Below are 13,356 nucleotides of genomic sequence, written 5' to 3'. Positions count from 1 at the left end.
AGTCCTATAACTTGGCGACATTATCGGCAACTGCGCTTCGCGTTAATTTTATTAGCGGTAACGCACTCACAAATAAGGCTAAAATAAATATAAGCACAGTAAAACCACCTAATTGCAGCCAATTAACGGTCATGGCCATGGTCCAACCAAAGGCAATGGGCATTACGTAAGTTAATAATACCCACCCAAGGCAGAGCCCCAAAGGTATAGCCAATAGCAAGGTGGTTAAAATAATAAGTGCGGCTTGCAATACTTTTGCACCCAATAATTGCAGTTGAGTCACACCCAGCGTTTGTAATACTGCCATAGGCTGCAATTGCCCCCGCCCCAGGGTTAAAAAGCTCACCCACATACCAAATAATGCAATCAGCATAATAAATATATTAAGCGCCTGAGTAACATAAAAAGTTTTACCAAATAACTGCTTAGCAAAGCGCTTAAACTGCTGATTAGCAATGACTTGTTGGCTATCTAATTGGTGCTGTTTTTGAATATATTCGGCTATGGCGTCAACGTCACTATTGAGCTTTAGCCAAAGCGATAAACCATACTCGGTGTAACTTAAGCTGCTATTTAATAGTGCTGTTGTAGTGACTACCACATTTAAACCTTGCTCGCCGTAATCATAATAGGCAGCGCGTACTTGGCACGTTAGTGTATTAATATGCTGCCTTAGGGTTATTACGTCACCAACTGTAAGCGAGTACTGCAGCAAGGCAGGTTCATTCACTAAGCAACCCACAATCCCATTTTTGTTTTTTTCAAATACTGTAGATGTAGGTGCTTTATTGTTTAACAAAGTAAGATGTTGGTTGTAACTGGCCGTTGCACCAAATGCCATAACATCAACAGCAACCATGGTTTTAGGTGTTTTAAGCTCACTCTTAGCTGACCAATATACGCCCACCTTTTCAACTTCTGGGAGCTCACGCAATTTAGCCCCTAATGCTTGAATGTTTTGATCGGGCCTTACGTACAAATCGGCGCTTAGGCGTTTTTCAAGGTGTGTATCTAAGGTGTCGCTAAAACTGCCAACCATAATTTGCATGCCTACAGCAGCACCCATCGCCATTAAAATAGCGAGTACTGAGCTCAACAATGCAGGTAATTGCACTATGCTATCGGCTTTTAACCACTGAATAATCGGGTTTTGCGTAGGCCATGGCAGCTTAAATACGGCTTTAACTATCGGTGGCGTAACCACAAAAAAGAGCAGTAGCACACAAACACACAGCAACAAGGCGCCCATTTTGGTATTTGCCGTTAGCGCTAAATAACTGGTTGCTGTAATGGCGAGCATTAACATTGGCCATTTAATACGCGCTAAAACAGTACTTAATCGAGTCGACTGGCTGGCTAAAAATCCTAACAAAACAAAAATATTAAGTGTAAAGCCACTGGCAACCATGCTGCTATCAAGGCTGACTACAAAGCTTCTATCTAGTTGGTAAAGCCCTCGAAGAGTGGCCGATACATCCATGACCAAGGCGTTTGCTAGTGCCGCGCCTAATATCGCACCTAACACAGCCGCAAACAAACTAAGCAACGTTAATTCAATAGCCAGCGCCTTAATTAACGCCGACCGTTGACACCCCAACACCCACATTTGCTGCTGTAAGTGAGCGCGCGCATTGTATGCCAGTTTAATTGCGTTAAAGCTTAAAAACGCACCTACCACATAACCCAACAATGCCAGCGCTTGTAAATTAAAGAAAAACGCCTCCGATAGCGCGTCAAAAGCTTGCTCTTGCGCAGCTTCAAGGCGTGCTTGATCGCCTAGCAATGCGTTTAATTTAGCTGCTTGTTTACTATTTAAACCACTTACTTCAAAGTAACTGATCACCCCATTTGCGCGCAGTAACTTGTCAGCAAGACTAATGTCCACCAGCATGGTCATGCCTAAACCTTGCAGTTCACTTACCGTTAAAGTGCGGTTGGCATCGCCCATTTTTATATTAATACGGCTGTTTTTTAAATTTAGCCGCTGCATTAATTTAGGATCGATATAAACAGTATTTAGTAGCTGTTCAAAACCGGAGTAACTATTGTTTGCTGTTGATGCTGAGCTGTCGGCATTTTGTGTAAGCCACTGCAATAAATTGACACCTCTCAGTGCGAGCTTTTGCTGCTTATCGGTTTCAATTACACCTTCTAAAACGGGTTGAACCTGCGTAAAACCAACGGCCCTAATGCGCGACCACATACTGTTGGGCAACCTGTTTTCACCTAATACAGGGCGTATAAAATGCGTCACGGGGTTTGCAATTAGTGCTGTCGTTTGTTGATAGCGCTTACCGGCCTCCAGGTTTAAACCTTGTATTGCAGTAAGTAACGCCGCACCTAAACTAAAACCAATAAAAAACAGTAATAACAGCCCTACATGACGGCGATAAAACTGCATATACGTTATTAATATAAGTTTAAGCTCAGCCATTAATTTGGCCATCTTTTAAAAATAGTTGCGTAGTAAATTGATTAGCCAATTGCTGACTATGAGTGACCATAATTAGTATTATTTGCTCTTCTTCACACAAGCTTTTTAATAGCGTAACGATATCGAGTGAGCGAGCGGCATCAAGGTTGCCGGTCGGTTCATCAGCCAATATTAGCTTGGGCTTATTTAATAGCGCACGGCCTATTCCTACTCGTTGCTGCTCACCACCCGATAGCTGTTCAGGCATCGCTGTTAGCTTATTCTCTAAGCCTAGCTTTTTAGCCATTGTATTTACTTCATCGTCGCTCGGCGATAACCCATTAAGCCTTGCTTGAAAGCACATGTTGTCTTTTACATTTAACGGGCTGAGTAATTGGTAATGCTGAAAAATAATCCCTATTTTACGCCTATAAAGCGCAACCTCACTGGCACTCAATTCACTAATTTTTTGCTCATTAACCGTAATAGTTCCTGCATCAGGAGACAGTAAACCGGCTAATAAATTTAATAATGTTGTTTTGCCCGAGCCACTATCGCCCAGTAAAGCAATGTGTGCAGCGGGTAAAATAGTTAACGATAAATCATTAATTATTTGTCGTTTTGTGCCACCATCTTGGCGTGTAAAAAACACATTATTTAGCGAAATCATAAAAGAAAGGTTATTCCTGTAATAAAAATACGGCCCGTTATATAAACGATACCATAACAGTAATACGGTCACTTAAGCTGATTTTTGATTAATTTTTTGACACATAGTAAATGCGTTTATTTAACTAAATCAGCAACTAAAACCCAAATAACTGCATAGCGCCTAACAGTAACTACAAAAGTTTGTTTTTATTTTTTGCTTTATATCTATTTTGGGTACATATTAATATCAACTTTATAAGGATATTAATATGAAACGGACACTTTTAATTATATTACCCACTTTGTTTACATTGGCTGCTTGTGGCTCAGGTAGTTCTGACACAAAGCAAGTCACTCCTCCTGTCAGCACAAATGCGCAACCTGTGGCTGTTATAAGTACTGAACAATCAGAATATAAAATCAATACACCTATTATTTTTAGTGCAGAAAATAGTAGCGATCCTGACGGCGACACACTCACATACCAGTGGCAACTCAGTAGCAGAGATAATCAACAAAACATATCGCTTAATACCAACAACCAACGCACTGTTGAATTTTCGGTATCGCAGGCGCAAGACTACACGTTAGAACTTGTAGTCAGCGACGGCAAAATTTCAAGCTCTGTAGTAAGCAAACAAATTACCGTTACCTCAAACGCACAGCTCATTGCAAACGCAGGCAGCACACAAACTGTAAAACAAGGTGATGTAGTTAAATTAACAGCAGCACAAAGCACCGCTACTAATGCGGTAATTAATAGCTACCAATGGCAATTTATCAAAACACCGACATCAAGTACCACACAGCTTGAAAATAGCACCCGCGTTAACAGCCAATTTGTTGCTGATAAACTAGGCGAATACAGCGTTAAATTAACTATTACTAACTCAATTGGTGATACCGCTAATAGTAACGTACTTATAAAAAGTGAGCAGCTTGCTGTAAATTCTGCGCCAAATGCCGTGATTTCAGTTCAAAACAGTACACTTTCACCCAACCAACTCGTAACATTAAATGGTGAACAAAGTACCGATCCAGATGCAAACGACACGCTAAGTTATCAATGGGCAATAACCTCTAAGCCTGAGAACAGCGATCCAAGTTTATCTGATGCAATTGCCAAAAATGCAGGCTTTGCATCGAATGAGTTAGGTGATTACATAATCTCCCTTAGCGTAACCGATGAAGGTAACCTAAGTGATACCGCACAAGTAACCCTAACCGTTGCCACCGAAAACAAAGCGCCTATTGCTGTTCTTACAGAACAAGCAGACATAACCTTAAATACATTAACTACCCTACAATGCCTGCAATGTAGCGACCCCGATAACGATCCACTAACTTATAATTGGCAACTGCAAGCAAAGCCTGAAAACAGCACTGCGCAATTACAGCAAAATACATCGGCTACTCCTTCGCTTACTGCTGATGTTGAAGGCGATTACGTTGTTACCCTAGTTGTATCTGACGGTGAACTCAGCTCACCACAAGCAACCTCGGTGCTACATGCAAAGGATAATAAAAAACCAGTTACCTTAGTAAGTTACAAACCTTCAATTAGTGTTGACGAGCAAGCTATCTTAGATGCCTCAGCCAGTTACGACCCTGAAGGCGCCGTTTTAAGTTACCATTGGGAAATAGTTTCGTCGTCAAATCAAGCTGTATTAAGCAGTACAAGTAGCTCAGCGCCCACACTTAGTGCGCCGACGGAAGGGCAAGTTGTTGTTTCACTTAAAACCAATGATGGCGAGCAGTTTTCAGACACGCAAACACTCACTATTAATGTTACGCAAAACGCCCAGCCCGTTATTATGTATACCGGTGAGCTAGTCCGTTATAGCACCGTTGGTAGTACAGTTACCTTTGATGCAAGCCAAAGCTATGACCCAGAGGGGACCGCGCTTAGCTATGAATGGGAGCTGTCTACACCAACAGATTCATCTGCTAATTTAAGTAGCACCAACCAAAACATAACCGAATTAACACCTGACCTAACTGGTAACTACACCTTAACGCTCACGGTGACTGATGCCGACAACTACCAAGCTAGCATTCAATTTACAGTTACAGCCACTAATTCATCGCAAATAACGGGCAACATAAAAGGGCAAATTATCAACGTGCAACGAACCGCCATTAGTAATGCCAAACTCACAATTAACGATGTGTTGTACACCACAAATAGCGCAGGTCAGTTTAACGAAACACTTAACTTAGCTGAAGGTGAAAACATTACTATAACCAGCAACGATCCGCGCCTTGCTAATGCCATCTATAACTCTCCCGCAATTACCCAAAATAACTTTACGATAGACCTAGAACAAAACAGTTTACCCGTATTTCAAAGCGTGGAGGTTACCGTATTTGTATGTCCTGAGTTTACCGGGCCAGATACCATTAACGTAAACTTTAACATGACCGAAACACTGCTAGCCTCTGCACGTTTTGAATATCAATTTAACCAAACTCAGGCACTCGTTTTGCAAAAATCAGGAAGCACCTACCTAGATAGCGAACTGCTTATAGACCTACCAGCAACTGCTAAATTTGAGGTGACGGTAACCGAAAGCAACGTTGAGAACACTTATAATTGGCCTATTACTATTTTTTATTCAGCGTCTGACGATCCAAGATCAGCTATTATAAACATATGTAATATTTAGCCTTGTTGTGTGCGTTTTTAAAACGCACACAACAAATAACAGCATATATCCACATAACTCATTGTATTTTATACGCACCTAAGCCATGCTAATTATCTAAACTTTAATAAGGTAAGCATGTGTTAGAAATAGCGTTAATATACTTAGCTGCGGCTATTGTGGCGGTTCCTATCGCCAAGCGAGTGGGCCTTGGCTCGGTACTGGGTTACTTAATTGCCGGCATACTCATTGGCCCCTATGCATTAGGGGTAGTGGGCGATCAAACCGATGTAATGCATTTCGCCGAATTTGGCGTAGTGATGATGCTATTTTTAGTTGGCCTTGAACTGCAACCTTCCCGCTTATGGAAGCTTCGCCACTCAATATTAGGACTCGGTGGCCTGCAAGTAGTGCTAACTGCCGCCGTTATTTTTGCGTTTTGTTTTTGGTTTTTTACCATGCCTTGGCAAACCGCACTCGCTATTGGTTTAATGCTCGCGTTATCGTCAACCGCTATTGTACTGCAAAGCCTTGAAGAAAAAGGCTGGCTAAAGCGCGAAGCCGGCCAAAATGCATTCTCAGTTTTATTATTTCAAGACATAGCCATTATTCCTATTTTGGCACTGCTGCCATTGCTTGCCTTTGCTCCACCAAGTAGCTCTAAAGAAATCAGCCATTCTATTATTGCCAACTGGCCAGTATGGCAACAAGTTGCTGTATCGGTAGGCGTGATCGCAGCCATTATTGCCGGTGGTAAATACGTATCAGCCCCATTATTTAGATACATAGCTAAAACTCACATGCGTGAGATATTCACTATTTTTGCGCTATTTTTAGTGGTGGCTATTGCTCTTGTTATGCAAAGTATTGGGCTTTCCCCTGCATTAGGAACGTTTTTAGCAGGGGTAGTCCTTGCCGAAAGTGAATTTAGGCACGAGCTCGAAGCCGATATAGAGCCCTTTAAAGGCCTACTTCTAGGGTTATTTTTTATAACCGTAGGTGCTTCTATCAACTTTGAGTTATTGGCTAGTGAGTTTTCAACTGTTATCGCACTTGTTGCATTACTTATTGTGGTAAAAGCCTGTATTTTATATGCCCTTGCCATTACCTTTAACATCAGTAAAAAACAGCGCTTACTATTTGCATTAGCCCTTGCACAAGGCGGCGAATTTGCCTTTGTATTATTAAGCGTAACCACAACACTGGCCATCTTAACACCAGAACAAACAAGCTTAGTAACCCTGGTCGTCGCCGTATCCATGTTAGTAGCGCCGCTGTTGTTAATGATGTACGAACAACTCGAAAAGCGCAGCCATACCAGTGCGCCAGAGTTCGACAAGCCAGAGCAAATTAGCACAGCTAAACACGTTATTATTGCGGGCTACGGACGGTTTGGACAAATTATGGGCCGTTTATTACACGCCCAAGGCTACGAAATAACAGTACTCGATCACAGCCCAAGCCAAATAGAATTACTACGCCGCTTTGGTAATACCGTATTTTATGGTGACGCCGCCCGCCAAGAACTCCTTGAAGCCGCAGGCGCTCATACCGCACAAATGCTGGTTGTTGCCATTGATGACCCAGACAAAACCATTGAAATAATTGAGCTTGCCCACAAAAACTACCCACAATTAAAAATTGTTGCCCGCGCAATAGATCGTCGCCACGCTTACAAATTACTTAATTTAAAAGTAGATGCCTTTAACCGCGAAACCGTCGACTCAGCTATTAATTTAGCCGTAGAAGCACTCGAGCTACTTGGAAACAACAAGCAAGACGCCGAGCGCGCCGGTAAGCTGTTTAGAGAACACGATCGCGCTGCGGTTGTACAACTTGCCGAACTATGGGGTGACGATGCCAGCTACGGCGTAGCCGTGCGCCAACGAATGGAAGATTTAAAGCAAGTATTACAACAAGACAGGCAAGCACAAAATGATTTAAATACCTGCGAACACGGCGACTGTGAAGACGGCCTAACAGAACTCGCTGATAAACCTAAAAAGCCTGATGATACTCATTTAGAGTAGTGTCTAAAAATTGATATGTGCTATTAGCATGAGTTAATAGCACTTTTAATAAATACCACACTCACATAAGTTACCTAAAAACATAGCCGTACTTTAGCTAGTGTTCAAAGCGCTTATATATTCCTCCCCAATCTGCGGGTTCTGGATATTTAATCTTATAAGCATTTATTTCAGCTTTAGAAGCGTACTTAAAATAAGTAAAAACATAGTCACTTATGTAGCTTTCGCCTTCCCCCATTCTCCAAAAAATTTCGCTTGGGTGATAATCTGGAAATTTAATCCAAGGCGGTATTGGTGGGTTGTGCTTTAACTCTTTGTCATAGCGCTCTTTTAGCATTTTCTCCCAAGCAGCTCTATGCTCAAGATACTTATCTTGTTGTTCATCGGTAGTGTTAGCTTGTTTTTCACTTCCCATTGATGAAATAGGTATAAGCATTAAAATAAGCGCTAAAGCTTTGTAAATATTCATAAATTAATACATAACTAGATATAGGCTTTAATTAAAGCTTTTAGTTCTTCTTTTTCGGCTTCGCTTGTAAAAGCACTAGCCGGAATTATTAAAGCCAATAGCTTGTCTACAAATATATATAAGTCGCCTTTATTTTCTTCTATTCCTTCAACGGCTTGCCATTTATAAAAGTAACGCCCTAGATGATTAGTTTCGCAAATACCATCAGCTTGAAACTCAATTGTTTTATTGCCAATCATTACGCCATTTTCATTGGGGATTGATTGCTTTTTTATCTTATGATTATTGTATAAAAATACAATAATCAATATTAAAAATGGCACTGCCACAATTAACCCACTTGGCCAATGAAAGTCAGAAAGGCGAATAGACTCAACCTGAAAAAAAGTCATAAAAACAACAGTTAGCACGAACCATGCAATCACATTTTTTATAAACCCTAGACCTTTATTATCTTTAGGCGCACACAACTTTTTTATTATAAAATCAGCGTAGTCGGTATAATTCTTTTTAGTAACAATAATAGATTTGAGCATTGTCATGTCCATATAAAACGCTTTTAGCGCACAATTAGGTTTTTGTGTTTAAGTTAATTACTAACTACAAGCGTGTATCAAGCTTAACTAACTCACCTGATAGTACATCAAAAATATAATAAAGTGTTTCACTCTCCGGCTTGGTATAAATTAAGGCCGTATTATTACTAATTAACTGATAGCCCTCAATATTATCCATAATGGATTTCAAGCCAGAGCCGTCGTATTCAGAAACTAACAACTCTTTTTGGTCATCACTATTTAAAAAGCCATTTTTATTCGTGTCATTTCGTACAACTGAGTAGATGTTTTTACTTAGAACGCTTTGGTAACTGGTTTCTTTTAATTGAACCGGAGAAAAGCCTACAATTAATACGTTATTTTTGAATAACACTTTGTTTTTCTCGCCAGCTTTAGTAAACATTAAATTTACTGCATTACGACTAAAACTCAGTGCTGAGGAAACAATAATCTCAGCATTAGCGCTGTAAGGTTTTTGATTTACTATTTTGTCAGATGTGATTTCTAAAATGTGAACATCTTTGATTTGACCAATATAATTTTTTTGTAACTTTGGTTCTTCATCAAGGGCTGCACTATGTTCTATCACCTGAACCTTAGGCGCAGAATAGCCACTTTTAAAAAGATCACTAATAAGGCTCTTACCAATAGCAAAAATTACAACTATTGCAGCAATAAATAGTAATACCTTATTAGCTTTTTCAATAAAATTCATAATACGCATGTTCGATGCAAACTCCTTATAAACAACTGTTACAGCCTTGGTAATTAGTTTTTTACCCATTTAATATTGGTTTCTTTAATACCTAAACCTTGCTTGAATCTCTCAGGAAACTCTAATGAGGGCTTACCTGCCCACCCTCTCTCAAGGTATAAATTGTAGCCGTCATCATTTTTTTCATATTTAACAGCGGACAACCAAATACCATCCCAATCACCTAAAAAATCCAGTTCGGCTAAAGTGTTTGGATATACGCCATTGCGGGTTTTATGTAATTCAATGAGAGAAATAGCAGATACAAAGTTTTGCGTACCAAACCTTTCATCGGCTCCAGGTACTTCAAAATCACACCCGGCTAATAATAAAACAAATAAAAGACTAAATACGTACTTTCTCATTAAAAGTAACTCCTAACTTTGTTTAAACATTGCGAACAATTAAAGCGCCGAAAAGAACTCAACCAAACTACTTCAAACTTTCTGAGCGACGTTGTAAAAAAGAACATAATTTTTATTTTAACGGCGGTGGTATTGCTATGATCGCTTCTGGCCGATTTGCTCTGAGCAACTCTTTTAAATTTAACTGTATTCTTTCACCACACATCACAATTCCTTTTTTGTCCTGTGTTGTTGAGTAACCGAGTACTATATTTAGTAAATCTAATTTTTCAGGATTAACTTGAAAAAAAGCTTTGTAATAACCTTATAACTATTAGCTTCAGTAAAGTTTAAGTCTCCTAAAAAAGTATCTTTTATCACTAGAGTAAATGACGTTAAATAATAATTATTAAACATTTCAGGTACATATACATTATAGCCTGTAACGTTACCTACGCTATAGTCTTCATTTATTGCAAAAGATACGAGTTGACCTAGTTCATCATCACCGCAGGCGAATAATGAGTTAGTCCAGAAAAAACATATAACTAAAAGTGCTCGCATTTAAGTCCAATATAACAGCTTTGTTAAGAGGCATTTTTGCAAACGTCCCTATTGAGTGGACTTCTATTAGTATCAAATAGCGTAAGTTATTGCCAACTAAAAATATTTTGCTGTAGGTGGCTGCTTATTTATAAGAAGAGCCGATTATTCGAGGCCTTATTTGGGCTGGAGTATTTTATATGCACTTTATTTTACAGGGTGATTGGTAGCTCACCACAGCTTGCTGATTGAAGTATAAATTTATCCCCAACACAGCAAGCTTGTTTTACACCATATTAAAACTCATCTAAACCCTAGTGGTGGTGCCCACCTTGAATCGCTTCACCTTGCTGGTTGTAAAACCCTGTTGCACCGTGCTCTATAAAACCTAGGTTTATCATTTTTGCTAAAAACGGGTCGTTTTCGTTATCGCCAATGTCGGCGTAGTCGGTGGTTTGAAAGCGGTCCCACTGTGCAAATTGCGAAGTAACTTGCTGCTTGTTGTAGCTTACGTTATTTAAGCTTAGTAACGTGATTGCTTGGTTTTTTGTGTTGTTTACACTAAAAGATTTAACAAGCTGGGTTTGGCTATAAAAAGCAAGTGTGTAGGTATTTTCACCCTCTTGGTAAGTGTAGTTTTTTACCTCATCACAGCCTGTGCCTTGCGTTTTTGTAAGGGTCATTTTTTTAATTAAGTGATTATCCACCAGCTGATTTTTAGCACTCCAATTTTGTACGCCGCGCACTTCCGATGGCTGATACTCAATACCGCGTTGTTGGGCATTAAAATATCGTATTGGACGAATTTGTTTATTAGCTAAATGTTGCCACAGCTCAGTAGTAACATCGCTTTGATGTGCGACTTGCTGATTATTACGCCAAAGTGTAAGTACCTGGCTACTTTGCTTATTTTTGTGGGTGTTGGTAATTGTGTATTCGGCTTTTAAATACTGGCTATTTAGGTTGCACTGAGTGGCAACTGCGCTGGCGCTTGTTAGTGTGGCAACCAACATGGTTGCGAGTAATGATAATGCTGTTTTCATGGTGCTCTCTATATTTAACGTCACTGTTATTGCCATAACATAACCACTAACAATGGCATTTTTATGACACAAAAAAGCCCGCAAAATAATGCGGGCTTTTAATAGGCTCTATTTACTGAGCCACTGTTTCATCGGCTGTTTTAACTAGGTCTGCGGCAAAGTCCATTACATGGAATAAAAAGCTTTGCTCGTTTGTGCCTGTTACTAAATGTGCACCTGGGCCCATTGCGTAAACACCTACATCTTCACCCGCGTGGGTTTCTGAACTAAGTGGTACTAACGACTCTTGGTGAAAGCCCGGTGTGGTTGTATCAACATTTGTTAAATCAACACGCCCTGTAACCGGTGCAGCTAAGTAAGAAGCGTCGGCATTGGTTTCATCGCCTAAGTCTCTGTAGCCTAAACCATTGGTGTAACCTACTGTAGTATATGGCATGTCGTCGGCTGCAAGGCTTGGCTCGGTTTGACCAACTGCAACTACTTTACCTAATATTGGGTTACCACGTTTTGGATAGCCTGCAATAGTAAACACGTGGCTGTGATCGGCAGTCACCACAATCAGCGTTTCTTCTGGGTTAGTGCTGTCCATAGCGGCTTTAACGGCTTTAGCAAATTCAATGGTGTCGTTAAGCGCGTTGTATGCATTGCCTGCGTGGTGTGCATGATCTATTCGCCCGGCCTCTACCGATAAGAAAAAGCCGTTTTCGTTGTTGTTAAGCACGTTGATTGCTTTTTCAGTCATTTGTGAAAGCGAAGGCTCGCCCGCTACATCGTTTGCACGGTCAGCTTCGTATTGCATGTGAGATTCGTTAAATAAACCAAACACCTTTGTAGCATCGTCGCTAATTGCATCAAACCCTGTTTGGTCCATTACGTAGTTGCCATTAGGGTAAGTAGCTTGCCACTCGGTTACTAAGTTACGGCCATCGGTACGATCCCCTTCAACTGCGCTGATTGCATCGCTTGAATTAGCCGTGGCATCTTTTGGTAAAAAGTGACGACGACCGCCACCCATTACTACGTCAATACCATCTACATCAATGCCTGCAAAGCGTGCTTCTAGGTTAGCTTCAAAGTTAACAAGTTGCGATGCAATGTCTTCACATGCGTCTGAACCTGCTGGCATATCAGAGTTATCTTCCCAGTTACGATCAGCCGACTTCGCATACGTTGCCGCGGGTGTTGCGTGAGTAATACGTGCCGTTGAAATAAGGCCTGTTGCTTTACCTGCTATTTCAGCAAGCTCAAGCGAGGTGACCAGCTCATTACCTGCAACGGTTGAACAAACACCGCGCTCAATGTCTTCGTCTACACCGATTACGCCAACATCAGTTTTAACACCTGACACCATCGCCGTCATTGTGCCTGCTGAATCAGGTGTTTGTGCATCTACGTTGTACGTTTTAACAAAGCCTGAGTAAGGCATGGTTTCAAAACTAAGTTGGTAGTCTTCACCCATGCCGCCTTCAAGCTGGCCCGCTAAAATACGTGCAGCCGTAACGGTAGAAATACCCATACCGTCGCCAACAAATAAAATAACATTTTTCGCCTTGCCCGACTCTGTAACCGCCTCGGTATTAGCTTGCTGTGTTGCTGATAACTTTGTTTGCGCGTCGCTATACCAGGCATTACCTGTAAGGTTAGCTAATTGCTCAGTAGTTAGCGACGTTGCCGGCGCATTACACACTAGGTTAGATGAGTTAACTTCGTCGCTATCGAGTACACCATTTTCGTTTGTATCTACGCCCACTTGGGTTTCTACACCGCCATTAATACATTGCGCTGAGCCCACGGCTATGGCGTTGTCTACTGCGATAATGTTGTTATCACTTTTATCGTCATCACTTGAACAACCCGCTAGCGCGACCATTACTGCTAAAGAAAGTACTGTTAATTTTTTCATGTTC

10 protein-coding genes are annotated in these 13,356 nt (G+C 40.8%); 2 read left to right on the top strand and 8 right to left on the bottom strand.

The genetic code is table 11. The features are described from left to right. Window positions 1-4 precede the first annotated feature (4 nt). Both MTF67_RS15015 and MTF67_RS15010 read right to left on the bottom strand, forming a co-directional pair. On the bottom strand, window positions 5-2,434 hold the full coding sequence (locus MTF67_RS15015) for an FtsX-like permease family protein (RefSeq protein WP_248519979.1): 2,430 nt from the start codon (window positions 2,432-2,434) through the stop codon (window positions 5-7). Next, entirely contained in the window at window positions 2,427-3,083 is a 657-nt protein-coding gene (locus MTF67_RS15010) for an ATP-binding cassette domain-containing protein (protein WP_248519978.1), read from the bottom strand. The genes MTF67_RS15015 and MTF67_RS15010 overlap by 8 nt, the downstream gene beginning before the upstream one ends. A 250-nt stretch (window positions 3,084-3,333) precedes the next feature. Between MTF67_RS15010 and MTF67_RS15005 the strand changes: the two genes are divergently transcribed. Beyond that, complete coding sequence (locus tag MTF67_RS15005; protein ID WP_248519977.1) at window positions 3,334-5,730, top strand: PKD domain-containing protein; 2,397 nt, start codon at window positions 3,334-3,336, stop codon at window positions 5,728-5,730. 119 nt (window positions 5,731-5,849) lie between these two features. After that, the gene (locus MTF67_RS15000; protein WP_248519976.1) at window positions 5,850-7,739 is read left to right on the top strand and encodes a monovalent cation:proton antiporter-2 (CPA2) family protein; all 1,890 of its coding nucleotides are present in this window, start codon (window positions 5,850-5,852) and stop codon (window positions 7,737-7,739) included. Between the two features lie 97 nt (window positions 7,740-7,836). Here the strand turns inward: MTF67_RS15000 and MTF67_RS14995 are convergent, their stop codons facing one another. The 6 genes from MTF67_RS14995 to MTF67_RS14970 all read right to left on the bottom strand — a co-directional run bounded on the left by MTF67_RS14995 (window position 7,837) and on the right by MTF67_RS14970 (window position 13,352). Then, on the bottom strand, window positions 7,837-8,208 hold the full coding sequence (locus tag MTF67_RS14995; protein WP_008131888.1) for a hypothetical protein: 372 nt from the start codon (window positions 8,206-8,208) through the stop codon (window positions 7,837-7,839). A gap of 14 nt (window positions 8,209-8,222) precedes the next feature. Beyond that, window positions 8,223-8,744, bottom strand: coding sequence for a YcxB family protein (locus MTF67_RS14990; protein WP_248519975.1), 522 nt, complete (start codon window positions 8,742-8,744; stop codon window positions 8,223-8,225). A 64-nt stretch (window positions 8,745-8,808) separates the two neighbouring features. Next, the gene (locus MTF67_RS14985) at window positions 8,809-9,549 is read right to left on the bottom strand and encodes a hypothetical protein (protein WP_248519974.1); all 741 of its coding nucleotides are present in this window, start codon (window positions 9,547-9,549) and stop codon (window positions 8,809-8,811) included. Continuing rightward, entirely contained in the window at window positions 9,534-9,884 is a 351-nt protein-coding gene (locus tag MTF67_RS14980) for a hypothetical protein (RefSeq protein WP_243532122.1), read from the bottom strand. Before MTF67_RS14980 ends, MTF67_RS14985 begins: the two co-directional genes overlap by 16 nt. A gap of 836 nt (window positions 9,885-10,720) precedes the next feature. Beyond that, complete coding sequence (locus tag MTF67_RS14975; RefSeq protein WP_248519973.1) at window positions 10,721-11,449, bottom strand: hypothetical protein; 729 nt, start codon at window positions 11,447-11,449, stop codon at window positions 10,721-10,723. Between the two features lie 112 nt (window positions 11,450-11,561). Further along, entirely contained in the window at window positions 11,562-13,352 is a 1,791-nt protein-coding gene (locus MTF67_RS14970; RefSeq protein WP_248519972.1) for an alkaline phosphatase, read from the bottom strand. Between the last annotated feature and the right edge of the window lie 4 nt (window positions 13,353-13,356).

Source organism: Pseudoalteromonas sp. 2CM32C, assembly GCF_023161925.1.
Lineage (GTDB): Bacteria > Pseudomonadota > Gammaproteobacteria > Enterobacterales > Alteromonadaceae > Pseudoalteromonas > Pseudoalteromonas marina.
Note: the sequence above shows the minus strand (reverse complement) of the source record. Positions and strands in the feature narration are given on the sequence as shown.

What these genes read in the sequence shown, in the direction of transcription:
- MTF67_RS14990 (WP_248519975.1), bottom strand. Translation starts at nt 8,744, where the DNA reads ATGCTCAAATCTATTATTGTTACTAAAAAGAATTATACCGACTACGCT.
- MTF67_RS14975 (WP_248519973.1), bottom strand. Translation starts at nt 11,449, where the DNA reads ATGAAAACAGCATTATCATTACTCGCAACCATGTTGGTTGCCACACTA.
- MTF67_RS14985 (WP_248519974.1), bottom strand. Translation starts at nt 9,549, where the DNA reads ATGGGTAAAAAACTAATTACCAAGGCTGTAACAGTTGTTTATAAGGAG.
- MTF67_RS14980 (WP_243532122.1), bottom strand. Translation starts at nt 9,884, where the DNA reads ATGAGAAAGTACGTATTTAGTCTTTTATTTGTTTTATTATTAGCCGGG.
- MTF67_RS14995 (WP_008131888.1), bottom strand. Translation starts at nt 8,208, where the DNA reads ATGAATATTTACAAAGCTTTAGCGCTTATTTTAATGCTTATACCTATT.
- MTF67_RS15005 (WP_248519977.1), top strand. Translation starts at nt 3,334, where the DNA reads ATGAAACGGACACTTTTAATTATATTACCCACTTTGTTTACATTGGCT.
- MTF67_RS15015 (WP_248519979.1), bottom strand. Translation starts at nt 2,434, where the DNA reads ATGGCTGAGCTTAAACTTATATTAATAACGTATATGCAGTTTTATCGC.
- MTF67_RS14970 (WP_248519972.1), bottom strand. Translation starts at nt 13,352, where the DNA reads ATGAAAAAATTAACAGTACTTTCTTTAGCAGTAATGGTCGCGCTAGCG.
- MTF67_RS15010 (WP_248519978.1), bottom strand. Translation starts at nt 3,083, where the DNA reads ATGATTTCGCTAAATAATGTGTTTTTTACACGCCAAGATGGTGGCACA.